Below are 25791 nucleotides of genomic sequence, written 5' to 3'. Positions count from 1 at the left end.
CCAGACTGCGCGGTCGATTATTTGAAAAGCGGAAAAATAATTTGCCGTTTGCGTCTCTCTCAATTCGCTGTCCAACAATACCGGCAAAGCGGGACATGGTAGCGTTACGGCTGCCTTCCGGGATCACTACATCCTTTTCATGACCTCCGGGCAGGCCTGCATCGAACTCGTCATCATTCAAAAATTCCGTAAGATTCATGCGACCGGGATAGAGTTCCACGTTTGGCTCCTGTGTTCCGAAGAAGAAGCGAGCAGCATCCAGCGCATTCGTATCGAAATACGGAAAGATACAATTGACCAGCTTCTTCATATCGCTGTAGAGGGTAGCATCCGTCACGCGCTCGATGGGAAAGAGCACATGGAACTTTGGCCTTGCGGGCTTACCATTTTTCTCGCGCTGGTTGAAACGGCTGTAGTGGATAGCAATGCTGACGCCGGGAAAAGCCTCCAGCACATCTGCCGGTGTGATCCAATCCTTTGGATCTTCAGAGTGGTCATTGTCGCAGTCCACGGGAAGGCAGTCGGCAGAGAGAAAATTGGCACCGTTGCGGTAATGGTGTTTATATTCAGCGCATACATAGTCGTGGCCGACCGCAGCCTTTAAGCTGTCCGTATCCATGACCACGGTCTTATGAGGATAGGAGCAGTTTCCGGGATTGCCGATAAAATCAGCACTATAAAGCGTAAACATCAGTCATACACCTCCTCAGATTCTTCTTCCAGCACCTTCGTGATAAATTTCAGAGCGCGGATCATGGTCTCCAGCTCGCAGTCGCCGCCGAGGGTAACCTCGAATCCATCACAGCCGTATTTGCTGAGGATGGGCTTTATCTCCATATCCGTGCTGGCCTCGTCCTGAATGCGGAAATAGGTACGACCACCATGACCGGTGTCGCCGCCCTTATATCCGGTTGTTCCGGCCTCGACCTGCAGGATATTGCAGCTGATCACATCGCGGGTGTATGTGGTGATCTCGGTGCCATCATCGAGTTTTCTGCGTTTTTCTGTTACTTCATACATAGCGTTAAACCTCCTGACATTCTTCTGTGAAATAGCGCAAGCGATAGTCCTTCCACTTGGCGCGTTTGATTTCTGCTTCCATACCGGATGAGATACGGCTGCCGAATACCCAGACCTCGGCGCATTTGCTCATGAGGGCATTTCCAAAGAACAAACCGAGCTCACGTTCTGTTGGATTGTTATCATCAAGGAACTGCGGAAACAGCAGGTGCGGTGCGATAGGGATATATCCCTTGTCTACGGCAAAGCGGCTGTAGCGTCTGGCATTGGCCACGTTTGCATCCACATCTCCGGAAAACGGAGAGCAGATGTAGACGATAGGACGGAAAGCGCGTAGGGACTGCTTTTCGTTTACGGCAATCCGGGAGAGCGCTTCACCGGCAGTCGGGTCAGGATAGCCCTCGCTGTTGTGATAATCGTTACTCACTGGGGAGTCCTCCTTTCCGGGCAGACTTAAAGGCGTCCACCTCCAATTTCCACTGGAGATGAACGCCTGATTTGAGCGGACGATTTTTAATCTTTTTTGTAGAAGGGTGTGATATAACCGTCGGCGCGTAGCTTCAGGCCTTTTGCCCACGGCGGAGTTCTGCTCATCTGTTCACAGAGCACATCAAGAGACATACGCGGGTCGGCTTCAATGACCAGCTCATCATGGATATGCATAACGATGGAGCAACAGCGCAGCGTCTTCATGGCGTAGCAGAGAATGTCGCGGGAGGTCGCCTGCACGATGTTTTCCACAAATTTCGGCCCGTATGAATCGAGCCTATCCCATTTTTTCGTGCTGCCGATGCCTTCATAGGTGATACACTCGCCGCCGAATTTATTAGTTCCGATCTTCGGCTTCACGTAGCAGAGGTTTCTGCCGGAGGGCAGCGTAATAAAGAGCATCCCGGAGCGGCAGGAGAAGGTAAGCCCGTAGCTTGAGGTCGTGTGCTTATACTTCACAGCCTCCATGACAGCGCGGTCAACATCCCACCAGAATTTCACGATGTTGGGATTTGTCTGACGCCAAGCATCTACCAGCGGAGGAAGCTCATCTTCGGAGAGTCCCATCTCTATAGCGCCCATTGCCTTTAAGGCTCCGACCGAGCCGCCGTAGCCGAGCGCAAGTTCTGCAATCTTGCCTTTTTGACGCAGATGGCGGTTTACGCCGTGCTTCTCGACCGGGACATGGAACATCTGGCTGGCGCTGGCACAGTAAATGTCGCCTCCGGTTTCAAAGACCTTCTGCCGCCACGTCTCACCTGCATACCAAGCGATAACGCGGGCTTCGATGGCGGAGAAGTCGGAAACATAAAACTGCGTACCGTCCTTTGGAATGAAGGCTGTCCGGATCAGCTGCGAGAGGGTATCCGGGACATCTTCATAGAGGAGCTTCACGGCATCGAAGTCGCCGGATTTTACAAGAGCACGGGCGTCAGCCAGATCCGGGAGATAATTTTGCGGGAGATTTTGTAATTGTATGAGTCTTCCTGCCCATCGCCCGGTGCGGTTGGCTCCATAAAATGCAAACATGCCGCGAGCTCTGCCGTCGTCACAGACTGCACGCTCCATCGTTTGATATTTTTTGACCGAGGATTTGGCAAGCTGCTGGCGCAGTTCCAGAACGGTCTGCAGCTCAGGAGGAGCCGTTTTGATGAGCTCTGCCACGACTTTCTTTCCGAGGGTATCGGTTTCGAGACCGTTATCGGAGAGCCACTGCTTCATTTGCTGCACGGAGTTCGGATTATCGAGAGCCGTGATATCCTTCATGGCAGCAGTCAGCTCCGAGCGTGAGCGGGTGTCCATTTCGATAGCTTCCTTCACCAGATCCATGTCGAGCCGGACACCACGGTCGTTGATATCCTGATCGATGTGGTACTCGTCCCAGACTCCATCCGGTACAGGAAATTTTGCAAGGCGATCCTTGATGCCGATCTCGGTTTCCACATCACGGATGTTATATTTTTTGAAGGCCTCCCACTTGTCCGGCGCGTGGAAGGGATGGTTCCTTGTGCGACCGCCGTTTGCCTTTGTCGGAGCGCAGGGCACGGAGAAATATTTGATGAGCTCCTTGCCCTCGGTAAGCTTCTGTTTCTCAAGACCGAGGACGGCACCGACGCCTTCCAGAGAAAGTGGCAGTCCCATTGTGGCTGCCCAGACCATAGAGCAGCGCCAGCTTTCCGGATTCAGGAACCGGGAGCACTCCTGAGAGAGCGGATGATTATCGTGGAAAGGGTCAAGACTCACTCCAAGATCGGAAAGGTACCGGGACAAGCAGACTCTTTCAAAATTTGCATTAAAAGCCCATTTGATGACAGAATCATCGGTCAGAGCTTCTATAATTTCCTGCGGCAGGCGTTCGCCCTGTGCAAGGTCGATGACCGTCACATCGGAGCCGTCGGCGCTGTAGCCGAACAGCAGTATTTCAAAATCCGGTGACTCGGCATATTTATAAACGCCGCACTTGGACAGATTTACGCCGCTGTAGGTTTCAATATCAATACTAAGTGTTTGCATAGATTTTCACCTCAATTCAAACAAGCGGCTTAAGATCGCTCCTAAGCCGCCTGCCTGTACTGGATTATTTCAGGGCTTCCATACGTTTTACATGGTATTCGTCGTCCTGCGCGGCCTTTTTCTCCTCGCGTTTCTCGCGCTTGAAGTCATTGATCACCGTCTGGACAGCTACTACTGCCCAAGACAGGACTACGATGCAGAAGCACCCGATCAGGATGTTGCAGAGAAGGGATGAGATCATTACTGTGCTTTCCATAGTTTTGCGCTCCTTTCCTTAATTGAGAAAATCTTCATCGTCGTCAGTAGCAAAGTCGGACTCAGCGCTTGCCTTGCCGCCGAGAGGCTCACCGTCGCGGATCTTCTGCAGGTTGTTGAGCCCGCAGGCGATTCCCTTGTTACCGGAAGAGTTGAAAGCATAAAACGTGATGCTGGCTCTGCCGTACACGCCGCTGTACACTTCGGAACGGGTGAGAATCGGGTTCAGGTCTGCGTCTACGATGCCGGGAGCAGACGTGGCGTTGGCATTGACGAAGTAGGCGTTCTTGTATGCCTCGTCATCCGGACGCTCTGCATCACCATCACGCAGAGGTGTCTTAAGGACAGAGAGTGCCGGTACGGACTTGCCGTTGCCCTTGAGTTTGGCTTCGCCCTCCTTGTAGGCAGCCTCGATGGCAGCCTGAATCTTGGCAATGGTCTTGGTGTCGGACTTCGGAATGATGAGGCTTACGCTGTACTTGGGTGTGCCGCCGTTGATGGATTTCGGCTCCCAGACGTTCGCGTAGCTCCAGCGGGTGTCGACACCGGTGATAACCTTCATGGGATTGCTGATTTTTACATTCTTACTCATTGTTGTTTTCCTCCATAAAATCATTTTTTGCTGTGTTCATGGCCGGGCGCTTATCGCTATCCGGCACAAGTGTGGGTTTGCCCTGCGGCTTTTCGATGTAAGCCGTCAGGAGTTCATCAAAGCGGGACTTGCCGAGGAGTTTCTGCATGGCGGTAATGCCGAGCAGCTTTTTCTCATACGGGTCAAAGCCTGCTTTCTCGACCGCGTCAATGACGGCGGCCTCATTACTGTATCTGCGGTTGGCGCGTCCTTCGACGAGCTTGAAGCCTGACCATTCCTTGCCGGAGAGAGCCTGCTGCAGTGCGTATTCCTTGATATCGGAAGCCCAGCTGACCAGTTCATCGACCTTGCCGAGGATGACCTCGATCTCTGTATCTGTAAGAAGTGGCGGGAGCTTGAAATCATGCTGCGCGAGCTTCAGGTTTGCTTCGGCTCTGGCACGGCACTCGTTTTTGGCCTTACAGAAACCGCACCATTCGCCGCACAGGAAGTTCCCGTCTCCGGCGAAGGCCAGATCTGCGGTGGGTTTTAAGACTTCATCCGCCCAGCGATATAGATCGTCTTTGCTGATCTCGTAGGTGCTGACGTTCTGGCGTCTTGGCTGGTAGATTGTCATGGATACCTGATCGATGTCGTAAATGTCATCGAAAAGCTCCAAAGCGCCGAGGGCGTAACACTGCATCTGGGGATTTTCCTCTGCGGAGACCAGAACGCCTAAGCCGTGCTTGTAGTCGATTACCCGGAGCGTACCGTCTGCGATGATGATGCAGTCGGCGGTGCCGAAGCCTTGTTCTACCCAGCGGGAGAAGTCCACACGCTGCTCGATAAGAACTACCGGGTCGGCGCAGGTTTCTTTGGCGGCTTCGACCTGTTCCAGCACATATTCTGCATAGCCGGAGGTAGCATCCTCCATTTCCTCGGAATACCATTTGAGGCTGTCGGTCGGATTATTAGCTGGCATACCGAGAGCAGTCTTGAGCTTGTATTCGCCAAGCGCATGGGCGTCGGTGCCTTCCGCAGCGTAGTCGCTTCCCTTGTCCTCATAGGTTTCGCAGAGCCTCGCCGATGGCGGGCAGTGCAGCCATCTGTCGGAGCTGGACGCGGACAGGATTGCGTGTGCTTTAGCTGCCATTGCCGATTACCTCCGCGTCCTTCATCAGAGCTTCGTAGTTTGCCGGATCGATCTCCGAGAGCTTTGTGGCACCATACTTTTTAAGCAGGGCGCGTACTTCTGCGGTATGACCGGCGCGGGACTTTTCAGCAAGGACGGCTCTTACGTCTTCCAATTTCAGCTCCGGCTTCGGTTCTTCTTTGGCGGGTGCCTCAGAGGCCTGCGCCTCGTCCCCTCCGGAAAACTGCTGGTAGAGCCAGTCGGCTGCGGCATTAATAGAAGCAGCAGCGGTGCGGAGCTCTTCGATGGTCTGTGCCATTTCTGCCATCTTTGACATTTTCTTTTCCTCCTTCCTCGGATTGGCTTGCGGCAAGAATTGAGAGATTTCTTGCCAGTCTGGCGGATACGTGACTGATGGAATTCAGGAGCTTGATTTCCTCGTTCACGTTGCCGCCGGTGTCTGCGTAACTGCGGTACATCATGTTCACCTCGCTTTCTGAAGGCGTTGTTCTCTGTCCTTCATCTTCCACTGGAGATGAACTTCCGATTTGAGCGGAGGATTTTATAAAAAAGTTTTCCGGCCACCATCCGAAAGAGGGACTATGGCCGGAAAGGCTGTGTTTCGTGGTGCTTATATTACTTATCGCCTCTGATCCTGCGAAGGTCGGTACGATACTTTTTCATCTGGTCAGCAAAGGTCTTTTGAGGACGACCAAGCTCTCTGGCAATGGCACGGTCGGAGATGCCTTCCGGATGATCCTTCCAAAGCTGGATGATGGTATCGGCTTCCGGGTCGAGTTCACGCAGACGTGCAAAGAGCTGCTCCAACAGCATACGGTCGGCTATGACTTCATCCATCGGTTTGTTGCTGTCAGGGATATAATCGCCGAGTGTGCCGTTGCCATCCGGGAGAGGTTGATCCAAAGATGTGGTGTCACCTGCCGCGTGGTATTCACAGCCGATGCAATCGCCGTCGCACTTCCATATAAAGCGGTACGGACACATGCACCTGCCGTGATCCTGCTCCTTGTGGCGAATACGGTCAGCTTCCTTATAGAAGGAGTCGTGCTGTTCCTTGGTGACCGGCACCTTCTCGCCTGTGCTTCGAACGTAGATGAAATAGGTCTTCTGATTGTCGTTGTTTTGCATAATGAAAGCCCTCCTTCGGCTTTTGCCGAAATGGAGAGCTCCAGACATGCAAAACCAAACCACAGGTAGAGGGCATACCGAAGGATTACTCCATTTCGGCTGCACCTCACTTCCGGTGATCGGTACAGTATTTGATTGTCATAGGTAGTCACGTGGAACCGGAAACACCCTGCGCAGATGGCTCCCACGTGCTAAGGCAAGTATGCCATTTTTAGAGATTGAAACCTCGGACACAGGTATGTCCGTTTTTGCGGTACTAACAGGTAATAACAGGTAGGTTAAGATGGGCTATGTCTTGAAAAATAGGAAAAAAAAGACCGGACATAGTCGTGTCCGGTGGCGATTTTTGAGAACGCACAAATAAAAAATAATATCAACAAATAACAGCAAACTCTTGAAAAATTCACATTTTTGCTGTATACTAAAATAGTTGAGCTGTATTCAGATTCAAATCACGAGGTGAGAGCATGGAAGAAATCATGAATGACAAATGGATAAGTATAGATGAAGCTGCGGAATATTTAGGTATTAAAACGGTCACTCTTCGCAGCTGGATCAGAAATGGTAAAGAAGGTTTGCCTGCTCAAAAAATCGGAAAACAGTGGAAGTTTAAAATTTCCGAACTCGATGAATGGGTTAAGAGCGGTAAAAGCGCTGACTGATTCAAGGAGAAAATCAAAGAAAATCATTAGACAAGGAGCAGACAAAGATGGCTGTTAAGAAAACGCAATTATATGCATCGCTATGGGCGAGCTGCGACAAACTTCGTGGAGGCATGGATTCCTCGGAATATAAGGACTATATCCTGACGCTTCTGTTCATGAAGTATGTCACCGATAAATTTAAGAATAAGGGAGCCTATGAGGACATCAAAGTCTTCGATAAGGCACATGACAAAGATCCCGATCCGGAAAAGCGGACGGGCTGCTCCTTTGATGACTTTATCGCGCTTAAGGGAAAGAAGAACATCGGCGAGGGCATGGACAAAATCATCGCCCGTCTTGCTGACGAGAACACCGACCTGAAGGGCGTTATTGATATTGCACATTTTAACGATGAGAAGAAACTGGGTAGCGGTAAGGAAATGGTCGATAAGTTGACCGATCTCATATCCATCTTCCAGCGTCCGGAACTGGACTTCTCCCGGAACAAGGCTGAAGGCGATGACATCATCGGAGACGCCTACGAATATTTGATGCGCAAATTCGCTACAGAAAGCGGAAAGAGCAAGGGACAATTCTATACACCTGCAGAGGTTTCCAGAATCCTCGCCAATGTGGTAGGTATCAGTCGCTGCACGGATACCAGCGCCACGGTATGTGATCCTGCTTGCGGCAGTGGCAGCCTATTAATCCGAGCTATCGACGCAGCTCCATTTCCGATCATGGGTTACGGTCAGGAGAAGGAAAGCACGACAGCCGGTCTTGCCAAGATGAACGCTGTCTTGCACCGCAAGGCCGAAATTACCATCAAGAGTGGTAATACATTCTCGAATCCGCAGTATCTCGATAGAGCAGATAATTCTGTGCTTGAGCGTTTTGATTATATAGTTGCTAATCCGCCGTTCTCCATGAAAAACTGGAAAGATGGAGTTGCTGGAAAAGAATACGGTAGATTTGAAGGATATGGTGCTCTTCCTCCTGAAAAGCAGGGGGACTATGCATGGCTATTGCATATTCTTAAATCTCTTAAGTCAAATGGAAAGGCTGCAGTTATACTTCCTCATGGCGTGCTGTTTAGACCTAACGCTGAGGCAATAATAAGAGAATCGATTATAAAGAAGCACTGGATAAAAGGAATAATAAGTCTTCCGGCCAATTTGTTCTACGGAACACCAATTGCAGCTTGCGTACTTGTAATTGACAAGGAAGGCGCTGCAAATCGACAAGGAATATTTATGATTGATGCAAGCCATGATTTTGTTAAGGATGGAAGCAAAAATCGTCTTCGTGAAAGAGACATATATAAAATTACCACTACCTTCAATGAACAAATTGATTCCGATCCGCATTATGCGCGATTTGTTCCAAATGATGAGATTGAAGTGAAGAATGGGTGTAATTTAAATGTCACACGCTACATAGACTCTTTTGAGTCTGAGGATGTTCAAGATATTTATGCCCATATATATGGTGGAATTCCGGCAGTTGATATAGAGGGTCTTGATAGATATTGGGAAGTATTTCCATCGTTAAAATCGGAGCTTTTTTCCGTTATTAGCGAGAAATACTACAGTTTAAATGTCAACCATAATAACATCCGTCGAACGATATACAAGAACGCTGAGTTCTCCGAATATGGCGAAAAACTTGACGAGGCATTTTCTGCATGGAAGGCAAAGGAATATACAGCACTGTCCACGTTAGATGAAGATGTGTCCGCAAGGGAGTTGATTGACAATCTTGCGCAGGATATTCTCACCGAATTTGAACATCTTACATTGATCGATAAATATGATGTATATCAGGTTCTCTTGGCATACTGGAATGAAGTCATGAACGATGATGTTTCACTGATTATAAGTGAGCCGGACGGATATGCCAATGCCAGAGCTACTGATAATATTGAGGAAGAAATCACTCAGGGTAAAAACAAGGGTGAAATGAAAGTTACCGGATGGGAAGGTAGATTAATTCCGAAGGCAATTATGATAGATTCGTTTTTCCGCGAGGAGAAGAATGCCATTGAGGAAGCGGAGAATGTTGTCGCGGAGACGGATTCTCAGCTTTCCAATCTAATTGAAAGCGCCGACGAGGAATCTGCTCTTGCCGACATAGCCGACAATGGAAAAGTTAAGGCAAAAGACATCGAAGCAAAAATTGATGAGCTGACAAGCACTATAGAAACCGAGGAAACGATAGAGCTTGAAATTATCCGGATGGATCTCCACCTTGTAAACACTAAAAAGCGACTGGAGGCTTACCTTTTAGGACATCCGTTATGTAAGAGTGTTGTCAATGAAAACGGTAAGATTACGAAGGCATCTATTGATTTTCGTCTTCATATTATCAGAACTGAGGAAAGCGTGCCGGAAAGCCTACAAGATGATGTTAAACAGCTGAAGGATGCATTGGAGCTATGTGGAAAAATCTCTGATTATAGTAAGGTTGTGAAGGATCTGAATAAGGCGCTGGATGAAAAATGCAGAGCAAGATATGATGCGCTCACCGATGATGAAATACTGGACTTGCTGGTAAACAAAAAGTGGTTTGCAAATATATTCTCAGGAATAGCTTCTTTGTATACCGATATATCACATAATCTTACCAACAGAATAACAGAGTTATCTGAAAGATATGAGTTCACCCTTCCAGAGTTACTCGCCGATTCCAAGAAGTATGAAGGCACTATAAAGAAATCGCTTGAAGGGATGGGATTCAAATGGTGAGTAATATGAAGGCACAATGGAAAAGAGTCAAACTTGGCGATGTAGCCTCTATAAATGCACCTATGGTCAATCCACAGGATGAAAGATACTCTATGCTACCTCACATTGGAAATGAAAGCATAGAAAAATTTAGTGGTCATCTTTTAAATTACAATAGAGTAATAGACGATCAGTTGATAAGTGGAAAGTATTACTTTACTGATAAAGATGTTTTATACGGAAAAATCAATCCCCAGCTTAGTAAGGTTGCATTCCCGCAGTTTTGCGGATTATGTAGTGCAGACATGTATCCGATTTCATGCAGTAGTCAAATAATTCCTGATTACCTTAAATATGTTTTACTATCTCGGCAGTTCTTTAAATACACGGTATCTCTATCGCAGAGAAGTGGAATGCCAAAGGTTAACAGGAACGAGATTTATGATTATGGATTTTTCTTGCCTGATATTGATGAACAAACTGCGATAGCAAAGCACTTAGCTGAGTTCGATCAAGAGATCATGTATCTGCGTGACTTAAGGAAAAAACAAACTGATTTTAAGAGGGCGTGTCTTGATCAATTGCTTCCGAAGTCGGATAGAAGTATTCCGTTGGTTAGAATGAAAGGCTTTTCAGGGGAATGGAAAAAATGTCAACTTGGTGATATTGCTGTTGAGGTAACTCGAAAAGCAGATATTTATTCAGAAGCACCAGTAATGATGATATCTGCCTCTGCGGGTTTTATTGAGCAGAGCGAAAAATATTCTGACGATCATGCTGGTAGTAGCTTGAAAAATTACACATTATTGAAAAAAGGAGAATTGGCATATAATCACGGATATTCAAAAACAAGAAATTATGGTAGTTGCTTCGATTTAAGGATCGAAGAGGCCAGAATTCCATTTGTTTATCACGCCTTTTCTGTCCCTAATGATGATTCGATATTTTATGGATATTACCTGAATAGCGGAATATTTGATTCGGCTTTGAAAAAGATGGTTTCATCTACTGCACGAATGGATGGACTACTTAATATTTCTTTTGAAGACTATATGAGTCTGCAGATATGTAGACCAAGTAAGGAGGAACAGGAAGCCATAGGCGGTTTCTTCGCAGAAATAGATCATTTGATTGACTTGTATGATAGACAGATCGTTAAATATTCTGCCATAAAGAATAAACTTTTGTCTGAACTACTGACCGGTAAGGTCAGATTGATGTAAGGAGGTGCCTGTTGGATGAGTATTGGGGATGCCGAAATTAAAACACAGGAAAGAGTGATCCGCTTCTTCAAAGATCCGGAGATCTTGGGCTACCAGTATATTGGTAACCTGTCGGATTATCAGAATAAGAACATCAAGGAAGATCGTCTGCGCCAGTATCTTCGACTGAAGGGCTATGCAGACAAACTGATTGATGCTGCCGTAATGCAGCTTCAGCAGGAAGCAGGAAATCTTTCTCGTGGGGTCTATGATGCCAATAAGACAGTATATTCTCGGTTAAAGTACGGCATTCCGGTCAGTGAAAGCCCGGAAAAGCCTCCGGTGACAGTCGAACTTATCGACGAGGCCAATCCGCTGAATAATGACTTTGCAATCGCTGAGGAAGTTACTGTTGTTGAACAGCAGGAGAAGAGGCCGGATCTTGTCATCTATTTGAACGGTATTGCTGTGGCCGTTATCGAATTAAAACGAAGCAGCATCTCCGTGTCCGAAGGCATCCGCCAGAATCTCACAAACCAGAAGGACTCTTTTATTCGAGGCTTCTTTACTACCATGCAGTTCTGTATGGCCGGAAACGAATCAGAAGGTCTGCGCTACGGCACGCTTCTGACCGGAGAAAAGTTTTATATGGAGTGGAAGGATGACGGCTTTAAAGAACATGAGGAGGAGCGTGCTCCAGTAGATGTTCGTATCAGTAAAACCTGCGAAGGCATCGATAATAAACTTCTGAAGCAGATATACGCCATGTTCGATAAGGAGCGTTTCATCGACCTTATCATGAATTTTGTCGTATTTGATAAAGGCATCAAAAAGGTGTGTCGGTATAATCAGTATTTTGGTATCAAGCGTACTCAGCAGAGGCTTAATAATCTGAGAACGGAGCTTCATAATCCTAATAGAGATCCGGATAAACCGATGGGCGGCATCCTGTGGCATACACAGGGTTCCGGCAAAACGCTGACAATGGTGTGGCTTGCGAAGTGGATTCTGACACATTGGGCTGAGCTTAATGCCCGTGTCCTAATTGTGACAGACCGAGATGAGCTTGATGAGCAAATAGAAAAAACATTCACTGGTGTGGATGAGAATATTGCTCGTACTAAGAGCGGTAAAGATTTGCTGAATCGTTTGAATGTATATGATGATTCGCTGATCTGCTCCCTCGTGCATAAGTTTGGCCGTCGTGGCGGAGAAGCGACAGAAAATGACTACGATAAGTATATTGAAGAACTGAAAGCCTCCCTCCCTGCTGATTTCGAGGCAAAGGGAAATCTTGTGGTATTTGTTGACGAATGCCACAGAACACAGTCCGGTAAGCTCCATACGGCGATGAAGACTATCATGCCGAATGCTGTATTTATCGGTTTTACGGGTACTCCGTTGCTAAAAAAGGATAAAAAGATCAGTATCGAAGTTTTCGGTACATATATCCATGCTTATAAATATAACGAAGGCGTGGCCGACGGTGTCGTGCTGGATTTGCGTTATGAATACCGTGATGTTCCGCAGGATTTGTCGTCACAGGATCGTGTTGATCAGTGGTTTGATGTAAAGACCAGAGGCCTCTCTTCTCGCGCTAAGGCAAAGCTCAAAGAGAAGTGGGGCACGATGCAGAAGGTATATAGCTCTCGCTCTCGTCTTGAAAAGGTGGCGTGGGACATCATTCAGGACTTTAATATGAAGCCGCGTCTGATGGATGGAAACGGAAATGCGATTCTTGTAGCTGATGGTATTCCTACGGCTTGTAAGTATTACGAAATATTCCAACAGATGGGCTTTAAGAAGTGCGCCATCATATCTTCCTATACACCGAACAAGGGTGAACTGCGCACTGACACCGTCAGCGATGAGGATGATACTGAAACCTTCCTCAAATACGAGACATATTTGAAGATGCTGGGACTTGATCCGTCTGATCTTCCGAATGCAGGATCGGTTCAGGCTAAGGTGGAGGAATTTGAAAAGGAAGCAAAGCGGAAGTTTGTAGAGGAGCCCGCAAATATGAAGCTCCTTATCGTTGTGGACAAGTTACTCACCGGATTTGATGCACCTCCTTGTACCTACCTTTACATCGACAAGAGGATGCAGGATCACGGCCTGTTTCAGGCGATTTGCCGCGTCAACCGTCTTGACGATGATAGCAAGGACTTCGGCTATATCGTGGACTACAAGCAGCTGTTTGGTCAGCTCCAAACGGCAATGAAGGACTATACTTCCGGCGCTTTTGAAGGATATGATCCGGAGGATGTAAAGGGTCTTGTTAAGGATCGCCATGATGCTACGGTATCATATTTTGAGGAAGTGTACGACGCGGTCGAAGAACTCTGCGAAGGCGTCGAGGAACCTCGTGGAGAAATCCAATACATTCATTATTTCTGTGGTGTTTCCGGCCAGTCGGAAGAGAGCGACGAGATTTATGCACGCCTGAGAGAAAAACTCTATCGTCTGGTGAGCAGTCTTGTCAGAGCCTTCGCGGAAGCAAAACCATATCTGGTTGATGACATCTCATCCGGCAAGCTGAGTGAATATGACAAGAAGGTCACTTTTTACATTGAGTTGAAGAAAACCATCGGCACGGCCAGTGGTGACTTCCTCGATTTGAAGGCCTATGAGCCTGATATGAGAAAGATGATCGATAACTATATCACGGCAGCGGATGCTGAGAAGATTGGCGATTTTGATGATCTTACTCTATTGGATTTTGTAGCAAAGCAGGGTGAGACGCTTACCGGTGAAGGCGATAGCGGCCACAAGGAAGGTGCAGCAGAGGCCATCGAGAATAACATCCGTAAGAAGGTTATCGAAAAGGTCACCGTCAATCCGCGTTACTATGCAAAGATGTCAGAAATCCTTGATAAGCTCATTGAAGAGCGTAAGCAGGGAGTTCTTGACTACGCTGAGATGCTTGAGAAATATATAAAGCTGGCCAAGGATGTTGATTGCCCGGAGGATAACGATAAATATCCGGAAAGCATCCGTAAGAGCAAGGCACTCATGGCCATATATGACAACACCGGAGAGGATGAGAAACTGGCTATCAGAATCCACAAAGCCGTGAAAAAGCAGGCACTGTCCGGGTTCAGAGATAATCAGGTAGTAATACGAAGAATAAAGAAAGCACTCTATGAGATTTTGGGTGATGATTCCGAGGTGGAGCGCATCTATAAGATCATTGAGAAACAGGAGGAGTATTAATGCGCATTGTCATTTCCGGGATTCCGATTGATGTGCAAAAAAAGAATATAAAGAATATGCACCTTCAGGTGAAGCCGCCGGATGGACATGTGGTAATTTCTGCGCCTTTATCCGTGGACGATAAAGCTATAGAGGCTTATGCCAGAACTCAGCTGGGCTTTATCAAGAGGGCTATTGCGCAGTTTCAGGATCAGCCAAGAGCATCGAAGCGACAGTATGTTTCCGGCGAGACGATGTATATCTGGGGGAAGCAATACTTTCTTGTTTTCAAGCCGGACAATCAAAAGAACAGCTTCGAGATTCAGAATCAGAATATTGTTCTATCTATGAGCGCCAAAAGTACCGTGAAACAGCGAGACGCTTATGTGAAAGAGGAATATAGGAAGATCCTAAAGGAAGAAATAGAAAAGCGTCTGCCTAAGTGGGAGACACAGACAGGACTTAAATGTGATTCTTGGCAAACGAAATATATGGTCACAAAATGGGGTGCCTGCAGCACAGATAAAAAGAAGCTGTGGTTCAACCTGCAGCTCGCCCAGAAACCGTATGCCTGCCTTGATTATATTATTTTGCATGAGCTTACACATTTAATCACAAGAAAGCATGATGCTACATTCATCGCACACATGGATAGGCACATGCCTAATTGGCGTGAAATACGTAAAGAGCTCAACGACAGCAGACTGGACTACTATGAAGCGCAGGATGAAAGCCCACTGCAGAAACTGATCGACCAATCTCGTTATGACGACATCCGGGATGCGGCCATAGCTTATATTCAAGAGGATCATTCTGGTGACACGAAAAGACTATCGGTCATTGATATGGAAATCGAGAATGTTATCCATATTGAACAGCCGGAGGATGGCGTGATTGCTTTCGATGTAATTGCATCATGCGATGTCGAAATGCCATCCGCATCTCGCAAGGGATATTTTAATGAGCGCTGGCTTAAGATCCATTGTCAGGTTACTCTTGGCATCGATATGAGCGGGTTCCGGATCATGTCTGTTGGTAATTGTGAGCCGCAAGAGGAATCTGATAATGACCGTCTGTCCGGAGAGCTGGTACCTATTATCTCTCGCGACCAGTTTGAAGGCGAGGCTGAGAAGTTCCTGACAAGGTATTGTCCGGAAGCACTGGATAAACCGATGAGGGTTCCAATCGAGACAATAGCCAGCGATATGAAACTACAGGTTATCGAAGATGTTCCTCTGTCAGATGATCTTACTTACTTTGGGACTATCATATTTGATAACGGGAATGTTCTCGATAAGCACCGGAAGATTACAATTCGCAATGCCAAACGAGGAACCGTTTATCTTGATCCGCGTGTCTCCTATGAGAGATCTGTAGGAACAAAGCGCACTACTCTGGCTCATGAATGTTTCCACTGGTACCGTCATCAGCCTTATCATGTGTTGATGAAAATGATAGGTGCTAACGATAATCTTGGAAGGGCTATCCAGTGCCAAATAGCTGCAAACACAACTGATTCAGATAAATGGAAGGCCGTAGACTGGATGGAGTGGCAAGCCAAAGGTGTCGCTCCGAGAATCTTGATGCCTGCGAAAACGACGCGCTTGAAGGTAGAACAGCTTCTTGCAGCTTATGGCGGGGCTGATGATGCGAGCATTGCAGCCTATGAGAATGTCATTGATGAACTTGCGGAGCTGTTCGATGTGTCGAGGCAGGCAGCCAAGGTTCGCCTGATGGATCTGGGGTATTCCAAAGCTGAGGGCGCATATCCGTTTGTGGATGGTCAGTATGTTCGCGGATATTCATTTGAAGCCGGTGCCTTGGATAAGAATCAGACATTCACTATTCCCTATGCCGATTTGTTTAAGGCATACTGCTTTGACCGTGAGTTTAAGAAGCTGATTGACAGCGGACAGTTTATTTTTGCAGATCGTCATCTCGTTCTCAATAACGAAAAATACATAGCGAGAGATCAGTCTGGGAATGCTACGCTGTCAGAATATGCGCTCTCGCACATGGATGAGTGCTGCGTCGTCTTCTCGAAGGGATATAGTTATCAATCGAAATATCAAGGGGCGAGGTATTACACGCAGTTTATGCGTAATTCAGCGCCAGTTGAAAATCAGGTCGAGTATTCCTTCGAGCTTAATGCACACAACAAGGCACTTCTTGATCAGATCAAGAACGCAAAGCGCCGTTCTGAAGCATTACGCAGATATCCCGGCTCTTTTGCAGAGACACTGGTCGCGTTGCAAAAAGAGAAAAAGCTCTCAAATAAGCAGCTGTCTGACCGCTCACTCGTGGGAGAAAAAACCATTCAGCGTTTGAGAAACGATGAAGAGTATCCAACATCTGTGCAGACAGTTCTGGCGTTATGCGTAGGTCTGAAGTTGCCTTTGCCAGAGGCTGAGATGTTTCTCGGTAAAACAGATTTTAAATTGAATTCGATGAAAAACGAAGGTTACGTTTATCAATGTGTATTAGCGGCCTGCGCTGAGAATTCGATTTATGAAATAAATGAAATGCTCAAAGAAAACGGAATTACACCGCTTGGAAGTGATCCCGATCTTCAGTGAGTCAAGGAGGAGGACTAACAATGGCAGTGCCAAAATACGATGAATTGATGAAGCCTTTACTGACAGCAGTAAAAGACGGTGAGGTCTATAAAATTAAAGACGTTACTGCCGTGTTAGCTCAACAGCTAAATTTATCAGCGGAAGACCTCGCAGAAATGCTTCCGAGCGGCAGGCAAACCGTGTTTAAAAACAGGGTCGGATGGGCGAAGACTTATCTGAAAAAAGCTGGACTCCTTGATAGTCCTGCCCGCGCTACTATTGTTATTACAGAAGCTGGAAAGAAGGTGGTTGAAGAAAATCCGGAGAAAATAGATTCCAAATATCTGGAACAGTTTCCTTCATTTGTAGATTTTGCATCCGCCTCTGATCCTACAAATGGAGATGATACAGTGCCTGTGATTTCAAAGCAGACGGATCTTACACCCGATGACCAGCTTGAAGACGCATACAAGCAGATTAATGCAAGCCTTGCATCTGATTTGTTGAGTGAAGTTCTGAAAATTTCACCATACACCTTTGAAAAGCTCGTTGTTGATCTTCTTTCGAAGATGGGATATGGAACTGTGGCTTACGGAAGTCATGCAACAGTCGCTTCCGGTGATGATGGAATTGATGGCGTGATCATGGAGGACAAGCTCGGCTTTTCTTTGATCTATATGCAGGCTAAGGAATGGGCACCGGATAGAGTCGTTGGACAGCCGGACATTCAGAGCTTTGTAGGTGCGATTGCCGGGAAGCACGGTGATGGACTTTTTGTTACAACAGCTAAATTCTCGCAGAAGGCTAAGGATTACGCAAATACTCATCACATTATTCTGATTGATGGTGAGAGACTTGCAAAACTGATGATTGAGTATAACTTCTGTGTGTCAACGAGGAAAACGTTTGAAATTAAGGCAATCGATACCGATGCTCTGGCTGAATATCAGGACGAGTAATTCGATTGCGAAAAAGCAGGAAGTTGGAGGGAATACATTATGGCAAATGAGCTGCAGCCATTGTCGCTGCTCTTTCAAAATAGATTATTCCGGATACCGGACTATCAGCGGGGTTATGCATGGCTGCAGCAGCAGTTGGTGGATTTTTGGGATGACCTTGTAAATCTTCAGACTGATCGGTATCACTATACAGGCCTCCTGTCCCTTAAGCCTCTAAAAGGCAAGGAGACCATCAGTTGGGGTGAAGATCTGTGGCTGGTCGAGAACGGATATAAGCCTTGCCATATAGTCGATGGTCAGCAGCGCATTACCACGTTTGTCATTCTCTTGAACGAGATTGTGGGATTCGTGCGCAGCTTGGATGAGAACAAGGGCAAGTCTGATAAGGAAATCACGCTGGGGTATGAAACGGTCGAAGAGATCGTCTCAAAATACATCTGCCGAAAAAGACCACCGAATGGAGTAGTAACAACATACCTTTTTGGTTATGAGGTCGATAATCCCAGCGCGGAATACATGAAATATAAGGTGTTCGATGAGCCGTATTCCGGTGCAGTGAATGAGACCTACTATACAAAAAATCTGAAGTTTGCAAAGAGCTTTTTTGCAGAGAACATCAGAAAGCTATATGAGGAGTCCGGAGAAGGCGGACTTGAGGCAGTAAATACTCTGTACAAGAAGCTCACCCAGCGCCTGATGTTTAATCTCCATGAAATCGACGATGATTACGATGTGTTTGTAGCTTTCGAGACCATGAACAATCGTGGTAAGAAGCTGACGAATCTTGAATTGTTGAAAAACAGACTGATCTATTTGACCACGCTTTATGATGATGAGGTGTTTGACGAGAAGGACAAGTCTGCCCTCCGTAAGAAGATAAATGACGCTTGGAAGGAAGTCTACTATCAGCTTGGTAGGAACAAGAGTGTTCCTCTTTCCGATGATGACTTTTTGCGTGCCCATTGGATTATCTACTTCAGGTATTCCCGTAAACGTGGCGATGACTACATCAAATTCCTGCTAAGCAAGTTCTCTTCAAAGGGCATATTTGAAAAGGCACCCGTTCTGGTTGAGACAGAGGCCGAGTCGGTTATCAGCGATGATGTCACTGATGCAGAAGACACGGAAGTTACTGAAACAGAAGAACAGGAAATCATAGAGGTATCCAAACTCCAGCCAAAAGAAATTGAGGACTATGTCAATAGCCTCAAAGATATGGCGAAGTACTGGTATGACACATATTTCCCACTTGAAAGTGTTAATCTTACTCCTGAAGAGCAAAAACGAGTCGATAGGCTTAACCGTATCGGCATCGGACATTTCAGGCCGCTGGTTACTGCGGTCATTAGTCGGCGGGATATTTCTGCGAACAGCAGAGTTAAAATCTTTGAAGCAGTTGAGCGCTTTATCTTTGTTGCATTTCGCTTGGGTAATTTTAATGCATCCTATGGCAGCAGTGATTATTATCGAGCTGCACGTCAGGTGTATGTGAAAGAAACGGATGTGGATGAGCTATGCAAAGAGATATATGACAGGACAACGAACGATATCGATTTTGCCACGCAGAACTTTGTCACCAGAATTGAGAAATATTTTTCTACAGGGAATGGCTACTACGACTGGAACAGTCTGCGATACTTCTTTTATGAATATGAGGCTAAGTTGGCAGAGAAAAATAATATAGATCGTTTCTGCACGTGGTCAATGTTTACAAAGTCCGAGAAGGATAAAGTGTCTATCGAGCATATTCTCCCTCAGACACCGACGAAGTATTACTGGCGTAATATGTACCGTCAGTTTAAGGATTCAGAAATCAAGATGCTTTCCGGAGCACTTGGGAACCTTCTGCCGTTGTCTCAGAGCGTAAACTCGGCTTTGCAGAATGATAGTTTTGAGGATAAGAAGCATTCCAAAACCACAGGACGTCGCGGGTACGAGAATGGATCTCACTCAGAGATAGAGGTATCCAAGCTGCAGGATTGGACTGCATTTGAGATATACAGCAGAACTGAAAAGCTCCTCGTTTTCATGCAGGAACGCTGGAACCTGCAATTCGACGAAGAACAGTTGAAAAAGCTGATCGGCATTTCGTTCGTTAAAGATGGACGAGAAATCCCGGAGGAGTTGGAGGAAGTATCGGCAAACGTACCGGAATCCGAGGAAAGTGCAGAAGGCTCCGGAGATGATCAAAAACTGCAATTCTGGACAGCATTCGTAAACTATGCTTATGAGCACGGCAGATCAAGTGATATAGCAAAACAGAAAGCTGCTGGTCGAACATATTACGATGTGCACATAGGCGCGAACGGTTATCATTTATTCTTTTCCATTCCCTATGGTAAACGAATCAAGATGGGCATCTACACCTATAATGTGGATACCTATAACCGTCTGAAGGAATTAAAAGACCAGATTGAGGCCGAATTTGGTGAGAACCTAAATTGGGAATACTCAAAATTGACAGGTACAACACGTTCCATCGTTATTGAGGAGAAGGCTGATGTATTCAATCCAGCAGAGCAGCCGAAAATATTTGATTGGATCATCGACCATTTTGACCGGATCACGACAGCGTTATCTATGACTGGAGAGCATCTCAGTATAAGCGGTGATTCCTCTGAAACGAGATTTGAGATCAGAAAACGTTACTGGACGTATGCCTTAACACAAATCCATGAGGCTCATGGTAATCCCGGCTCTTTCAGCAATGTAAATCCGAGTACGGACAACTGGATAAACGGCTTCTTTGGCATTGGAGGTTTCTACCTCTGCTGTGTTGCGAATTTTGACTCTGCACGTTCAGAGGTCGTGTTTGCCAGAGCGGAGAGGTCAGAGAATAAAGCTGCGTTTGATGCTCTTTACCAGCACAAGAGCGAGATTGAATCGAAGCTGGGAACGGAGCTTCAGTGGAACCGTGGAGATGATATCAAATCCTCAAAGGTATTTATTCAGCTTGATAACGTGAGCATTGAAAACGAGGATGACTGGCCGCAGATGGCAAAGTTCCATGCAGAATGGTCAAAGAAGTTCTACGATTTGATTGTGCCGTATATAACGGTAGATTGGCAATAGTCCACTCAGGACGAGGAGCACTGATGGCAAATTTAAATTCTGAGAATCCGCACGTCGGACGCAAGTTCCAAGAATTTGTGCAAACGATTCTCAAAGAAAAATATAATACATATTTTGAGCAAGAAGCAGCAATCCCCATCGGCAGACCGCCAAAGGAGCACAAGTTTGATCTTGCCAATGCTGACAGGTCTATCGTGGCTGAGTGCAAATGTTATACGTGGACTGATTCCGGGAATGTTCCGAGCGCAAAGTTGATGGGCTTGGACGAGGCTGTATTTTACTTTGGTTTTCTGCCTTCTGGGACAAAGAAGCTGCTTTGTATGAAAAAAGCAGTGTTTCGTGGCAAGCAGGAAACACTGGCTGAGTATTATGTTCGAGCACATGGGCATTTACTTGAAGATGTCTCTGTAATAGAAATTTCTGATGATGGAACAATCAAGATTGTCAGAGATGGATCATCGATCCCAGCAGAGGCATATTAGGGCTATGACGGTGAAAATCCATGCACTTGCGGAGCTGTCAAAGGTTGAGGCGATTTAATGCTTTATAATATGAATGGAGAAAATGCATGGTTTTTAATACATTTATAAAATGTCAGGTTTGCGGAAGTATTACCAGAGTCCGATTACAGGTTGGATGGCAAGAAGAACATCCTATTGTTGTGGCTTGCGGTAAATGTGGTACTTCCTTATCTGGCAGCGTTAAGATAGGACAAGACCGACCGGGGCTAAAGTTTTCTTTTGACAATGCGGATGAAATCCCGGATGCTGAAGCTGATTACATGGTTGAATGCTCTGGTGAATTTCCGACCGTGAAACAAGGCAAAGCAGCGGAGTTGGAAGAAGTCGTCATTACTCCGTTTATCCGCTATATGAATCGTATGAAGACGGATGATTCATATGAGCAGTTCGGAAAAGCGGTATCACAGCTTAATGCAACAGAAAAGAAATGGAAGAGCTATAAAAGAATCATTGACCTCTTCAGAAGTAATAGTGAATACCTTGTTCAGGAGATACAAAAGGAATTCTCCGGACAATACTTTCAGTGCAGAGATGAGTCTGAGGTACTGAGAGCTGTTCATATGATTGAGGTTCATGGGTTTTATTCTGCACTCAAAAAAGACATCTTGGATAATCCCTCTTTTAGTGCAGGAATTATGAAACTGGACTCTGTTCAGCTGAAGAGCTTAGTAGACTTCTTAAATTCACATGATGGTTATCATCTTGAGGAGCTACAGGATTTGATATATAAGGTCTATGATGATTTTATAAAAATATACCAGCGCCTCATTCCTGCTCTTTCTTTACAATATTGCAAAGATGATTCTTTTGATTTTGAAGTTGAAGGCTCGACAACAAGTAGCTTTGATAGTGTAAAACAGTTCTATTTGGATGTTTATGAAGCCCTTGGTAATTTGCTTGTTATCCCGGTCGCTCTTAATAACATAAAATACAGGGCTGACGCGAATTCGATGAATCCTTTGGAAAAGAATGTATCTTCTTTAGAGGATTATTTAAAGCTCCCAAAGGCATCAAGGTATCATTTTTGCTTGAACACAGAAGTCTATACCGATTTCTTGGATGTTGTAGTAAATGCAAAACTGAGAAATGCGATTGGACACAATGATGTTGAATGTGACGCGGTGAGTCAGGTTATTACTTACATTCCAAATCCAAAAGACAGAACCATAAAGAAAACGGAATACCTTCTCGAATTTGAAAATGAAGCGATGCACATGTTTCAGGCCTTATTGGGTGTTTCAGAATACCTGTATCGACTAAGAGAACTTTCTCTTATGTATGATGGCAAAATACCACTTATGGTTCAGGAAAGAGCAAACTGGCCAAAGAAGATAGGACGTAATGATCCATGTCCATGCGGAAGCGGAAAAAAGTACAAATTCTGTCACGGGAAGAATTAAGGTTGAGGCGATGGGATTTCGGACTTGTTCCCTCAGAGCGTAGGATTGAGGCGATTGGAGGATTTGCCGGTTCCATATTTATAAGTAGGGACAACCATATCGACCTGTTTCCAAGAACGAGCGCGGTCGAAAAAATGGCTATTTTGAAGTCAAAAATACCGTTGATATATTTCCGAGAACGAACGGCTCGGTCCGGCGGATTTTTGACATCAATCTGGAGCAATCGAGCCACGTTGAGACCGTGTGCCTCTTGAGCAACCGAAAACCAGATACGAAAGTCAGGATCGATGTGGATCTGGAAGACTACTACCGTATCAAGGACGCAAAGAAGAATCAGAACTGAAAATAGAACACCGAACTAAAAGCGAAAGCTGCTGATGTGTAAAAGCATTGGCAGCTTATTTTTTTCGCCGAGGGGAGGTGGTGCCTATGATCTGGATCCGGTGATCGTGGAACTGAAGCTGACAATCAACGACAATCTGAGAAACGGAGGAAATCATAATGGCAAAGAAGAGAAGTGTTAAGGTTTACGGACAGAGCGGCTATAAGTATCGGGAGACGCCGACGATTATGCTGAAGGGGTTATGGCTTAAGGAAGCCGGTTTTGATGTCGGGGATTATATCTCCGTCACTTGTGAGGATGGCAAGATCATCATCACCCAGGATACTGAGAGGGCTGCTGTGAAGGCCGCAGAAGCCGAGTTTATGGAGAGGGAGATGAAAGCCTTAAAGAAGCGCTACGAGGTCGAGAAAGTCAAAATAAGAGCGCAGATGGTAACGGAGCCGGGAGCGAGGTGGTGAGCATGTTTACCACAGAAGAACTGCAGTCTATCGACAGGAAGTATTTTATGGTGATCGTGGCGAATGCCTATGATGTGACACTGATCAGCAACAACACCCGGCATGTTTGGTACATCCATAATGTGGAGCTTGCCGATCGGAACCTTTGTCTGGTCTATCATAAGCATCATATCAGCCACCCCTATCACAGCTATTCCCGGTGTGGGACACTTCGGAGGGCAATACATCGTATGGATCGCTCTGGGAGGTGTCCTTCACATTGAAAGAGTTCTGATTGTAAATTATATAGTAAAAAAAATGTCACTTTGTGGTATAATGGTGTCACTTTGAGAAGTGGAGGGACATCATGAATCTGGGAAAAGAAACGGAAACTCTTGAATTTAAGAAGACAACTGGTGAAATGAAAGAAGCAATGGTTTCGATTTCATCAATTTTAAATAAACATGGTATAGGCACGTTGTATTTTGGGGTAAAACCAAGCGGTGATGTTATTGGACAAGATGTCTCAGAGTCATCATTAAGGGATGTCTCCAGAGCAGTATATGAGAATATCAGACCTCAAATATATCCTGTTATTGAAGAGGTCGTGCTGGATCACAAACATTTGATAAAGGTAGAGTTTAGTGGCGAAAATGCCCCATATTCCGCAGCAGGAAGATACTATCTGAGAACGGCTGATGAAGACAGAGAGGTCACACCTGATGAATTAAAGGCTTTTTTTGTTGCTAATAAATATCGGGAATTATGGGAAAAGGGAAAGTCGAATGCAACAGCAAAGCAAATTGATAAGCCAGCAATCAAATCATTTTGGCAAAAAGCTATTTCGGCAGGAAGATTACCTGATGGAAGGTATACATGCCCGATTATTTTGAAAAGATTTGGACTTGTTTGCGATAATTATTTAACAAATGCCGGAGAAATACTTTTCGGAAACACTCGTCCAGTCTCGCTAAAAGCTGGGATATTTGCGACAGATGAGAAGCTGACATTCCTTGATATGAAGCTGTTTGAAGATAATATCTATAATTTGTTGAATATCGCGGAAGAATATATCTTAAAGAATATTCGATGGAGAAGCGAGATAACCGGAATGGAAAGGGAAGAAATTCCTGAAATTCCTGTGGCTGTAATCAGGGAGGTGTTGGCAAATAGTTTCGCACATGCAATATATAATGGTCGGACAACCCATGAGATATGCATTCATCCGGGAATGATTACGGTCTACAGCCCCGGAGAATATGCAAGTAAACATAAGCCGGAGGAATACATAAAGGACAATATCGAATCGGAAATTAGAAACGCTACGATTGCCAAAATTTTGTATTTGAGTAAATCTATAGAGCAGTTTGGCAGCGGATTCAAAAGGATTAACAGCTTGTGTAACGATGCCGGCATCAAATATTCCTATGAGAATAGAGAGAATGGATTTAAGTTTGTCATCTACAGGCCAGAGCGTCAAAGTGACATTCCAAGTGTCACTTTGGATGTCACTTTGAACGGAACGGAGATGGCGGTTCTTGCTATTTTGAAGCAGAAACCAGATTCATCAAGGGATGAAATTGCAGATAAGATTTCCAAAACCGTAAGAACAGTGCAGAGAGCATTGGATTCATTGAGGGATAAAGGCTATATCAGAAGAGTAGGATCGAAACAAAATCCAGTATGGGAAATATTGAAGTGAAATCATGCCGCAAAAGGAAATTAAAATTGGATCGGGAATCCGGCACTGGATGTCGGGGATATCTTATCTTTTTCCGGCGGTCAGGCAGATGCCACGAAGTACCCCTGCATTACATCGAATAGCGTCAAGATTGGCGGCAGACAGACAATCAAGTGCGTGGGGAAGAATTCGAAGCTGTCCCAGGCAAAGAGCAAGAATGATAAGAACATCTCCGGGCTACTGACCATGAGAAGGAGCATATGGGGTTGACAACATGGAAGAATGCTCCGGATGGGAGAGTATTAAAATCAGATGTTGCGATTGCAAGATATGAGGATTGGGAAAGATTACGACAAGTATCATCTACGGGGAATATTTACATTCCAAGGTTTTATAGAGACGAGATTGTTTCTATAGATGGTAATACAAA

22 protein-coding genes and 1 pseudogene are annotated in these 25791 nt (G+C 45.7%); 13 read left to right on the top strand and 10 right to left on the bottom strand.

Features of this window, described 5'->3' with window-relative positions:
- The 10 genes and pseudogenes from ACESZH_RS14450 to ACESZH_RS14405 all read right to left on the bottom strand — a co-directional run.
- Nucleotides 1-691, bottom strand: a pseudogene (locus ACESZH_RS14450) (DNA primase); the annotation flags it as partial.
- Nucleotides 691-1020, bottom strand: a complete 330-nt coding sequence (locus ACESZH_RS14445; protein WP_373217338.1) for a hypothetical protein — start codon at nucleotides 1018-1020, stop codon at nucleotides 691-693. The pseudogene ACESZH_RS14450 and the gene ACESZH_RS14445, both read right to left, overlap by 1 nt.
- 4 nt (nucleotides 1021-1024) lie before the next feature.
- Nucleotides 1025-1447, bottom strand: coding sequence for a hypothetical protein (locus ACESZH_RS14440; RefSeq protein ID WP_373217336.1), 423 nt, complete (start codon nucleotides 1445-1447; stop codon nucleotides 1025-1027).
- Nucleotides 1448-1533: 86 nt separating this feature from the next.
- Entirely contained in the window at nucleotides 1534-3522 is a 1989-nt protein-coding gene (locus ACESZH_RS14435; protein ID WP_373217335.1) for a DNA polymerase, read from the bottom strand.
- Between the two features lie 64 nt (nucleotides 3523-3586).
- Entirely contained in the window at nucleotides 3587-3778 is a 192-nt protein-coding gene (locus ACESZH_RS14430) for a hypothetical protein (protein ID WP_373217333.1), read from the bottom strand.
- Between the two features lie 18 nt (nucleotides 3779-3796).
- The gene (locus ACESZH_RS14425) at nucleotides 3797-4369 is read right to left on the bottom strand and encodes a DUF2815 family protein (protein ID WP_138337770.1); all 573 of its coding nucleotides are present in this window, start codon (nucleotides 4367-4369) and stop codon (nucleotides 3797-3799) included.
- A complete protein-coding gene (locus tag ACESZH_RS14420; protein ID WP_373217331.1) occupies nucleotides 4362-5501 on the bottom strand; it encodes a DUF2800 domain-containing protein in 1140 nt (379 codons plus the stop codon). The genes ACESZH_RS14425 and ACESZH_RS14420 overlap by 8 nt, the downstream gene beginning before the upstream one ends.
- Nucleotides 5491-5817: a DNA ligase gene (locus tag ACESZH_RS14415; protein WP_373217330.1), complete on the bottom strand. Its 327-nt coding sequence runs from the start codon at nucleotides 5815-5817 to the stop codon at nucleotides 5491-5493. Before ACESZH_RS14415 ends, ACESZH_RS14420 begins: the two co-directional genes overlap by 11 nt.
- A complete protein-coding gene (locus tag ACESZH_RS14410) occupies nucleotides 5753-6010 on the bottom strand; it encodes a hypothetical protein (protein ID WP_373217329.1) in 258 nt (85 codons plus the stop codon). Before ACESZH_RS14410 ends, ACESZH_RS14415 begins: the two co-directional genes overlap by 65 nt.
- Nucleotides 6011-6116: 106 nt before the next feature.
- Nucleotides 6117-6629: a sigma-70 family RNA polymerase sigma factor gene (locus tag ACESZH_RS14405; protein WP_373217328.1), complete on the bottom strand. Its 513-nt coding sequence runs from the start codon at nucleotides 6627-6629 to the stop codon at nucleotides 6117-6119.
- Between the two features lie 467 nt (nucleotides 6630-7096).
- Between ACESZH_RS14405 and ACESZH_RS14400 the strand changes: the two genes are divergently transcribed.
- From ACESZH_RS14400 to ACESZH_RS14340, 13 genes are all read left to right on the top strand, one after another.
- Complete coding sequence (locus tag ACESZH_RS14400) at nucleotides 7097-7291, top strand: helix-turn-helix domain-containing protein (protein WP_031475217.1); 195 nt, start codon at nucleotides 7097-7099, stop codon at nucleotides 7289-7291.
- 47 nt (nucleotides 7292-7338) lie between these two features.
- Nucleotides 7339-10017, top strand: a complete 2679-nt coding sequence (locus ACESZH_RS14395) for an N-6 DNA methylase (RefSeq protein WP_373217327.1) — start codon at nucleotides 7339-7341, stop codon at nucleotides 10015-10017.
- Entirely contained in the window at nucleotides 10011-11219 is a 1209-nt protein-coding gene (locus ACESZH_RS14390) for a restriction endonuclease subunit S (protein WP_373217326.1), read from the top strand. Before ACESZH_RS14395 ends, ACESZH_RS14390 begins: the two co-directional genes overlap by 7 nt.
- Before the next feature lie 15 nt (nucleotides 11220-11234).
- Nucleotides 11235-14414 (top strand): type I restriction endonuclease subunit R, encoded by a 3180-nt coding sequence (locus ACESZH_RS14385; RefSeq protein WP_373217324.1) that lies wholly within the window; start codon nucleotides 11235-11237, stop codon nucleotides 14412-14414.
- The gene (locus ACESZH_RS14380) at nucleotides 14414-16969 is read left to right on the top strand and encodes a YgjP-like metallopeptidase domain-containing protein (RefSeq protein ID WP_373217323.1); all 2556 of its coding nucleotides are present in this window, start codon (nucleotides 14414-14416) and stop codon (nucleotides 16967-16969) included. Before ACESZH_RS14385 ends, ACESZH_RS14380 begins: the two co-directional genes overlap by 1 nt.
- Nucleotides 16970-16989: 20 nt before the next feature.
- Nucleotides 16990-17907 (top strand): winged helix-turn-helix domain-containing protein, encoded by a 918-nt coding sequence (locus tag ACESZH_RS14375; RefSeq protein ID WP_373217322.1) that lies wholly within the window; start codon nucleotides 16990-16992, stop codon nucleotides 17905-17907.
- Nucleotides 17908-17946: 39 nt separating this feature from the next.
- Complete coding sequence (locus ACESZH_RS14370) at nucleotides 17947-20979, top strand: DUF4268 domain-containing protein (RefSeq protein WP_373217320.1); 3033 nt, start codon at nucleotides 17947-17949, stop codon at nucleotides 20977-20979.
- 23 nt (nucleotides 20980-21002) lie between these two features.
- Nucleotides 21003-21461 carry a hypothetical protein gene (locus ACESZH_RS14365; protein ID WP_015519168.1) on the top strand — a complete coding sequence of 153 codons (459 nt, stop codon included), beginning with the start codon at nucleotides 21003-21005 and terminating at the stop codon, nucleotides 21459-21461.
- Nucleotides 21462-21547: 86 nt separating this feature from the next.
- The gene (locus tag ACESZH_RS14360; RefSeq protein ID WP_373217318.1) at nucleotides 21548-22900 is read left to right on the top strand and encodes an SEC-C metal-binding domain-containing protein; all 1353 of its coding nucleotides are present in this window, start codon (nucleotides 21548-21550) and stop codon (nucleotides 22898-22900) included.
- A gap of 377 nt (nucleotides 22901-23277) precedes the next feature.
- Nucleotides 23278-23424, top strand: coding sequence for a hypothetical protein (locus tag ACESZH_RS14355; RefSeq protein WP_373217316.1), 147 nt, complete (start codon nucleotides 23278-23280; stop codon nucleotides 23422-23424).
- Nucleotides 23402-23701: a SymE family type I addiction module toxin gene (locus ACESZH_RS14350; RefSeq protein WP_373217314.1), complete on the top strand. Its 300-nt coding sequence runs from the start codon at nucleotides 23402-23404 to the stop codon at nucleotides 23699-23701. The genes ACESZH_RS14355 and ACESZH_RS14350 overlap by 23 nt, the downstream gene beginning before the upstream one ends.
- 2 nt (nucleotides 23702-23703) lie before the next feature.
- Nucleotides 23704-23964: a hypothetical protein gene (locus tag ACESZH_RS14345; protein WP_373217311.1), complete on the top strand. Its 261-nt coding sequence runs from the start codon at nucleotides 23704-23706 to the stop codon at nucleotides 23962-23964.
- Between the two features lie 83 nt (nucleotides 23965-24047).
- On the top strand, nucleotides 24048-25382 hold the full coding sequence (locus ACESZH_RS14340) for an RNA-binding domain-containing protein (protein WP_373217309.1): 1335 nt from the start codon (nucleotides 24048-24050) through the stop codon (nucleotides 25380-25382).
- Nucleotides 25383-25791 lie beyond the last annotated feature (409 nt).

Origin of the sequence: Ruminococcus sp. 5_1_39BFAA (assembly GCF_964240875.1) — a bacterium.
GTDB lineage: Bacteria > Bacillota > Clostridia > Lachnospirales > Lachnospiraceae > Blautia_A.
This window is presented reverse-complemented; position numbering and strand designations above follow the sequence as displayed.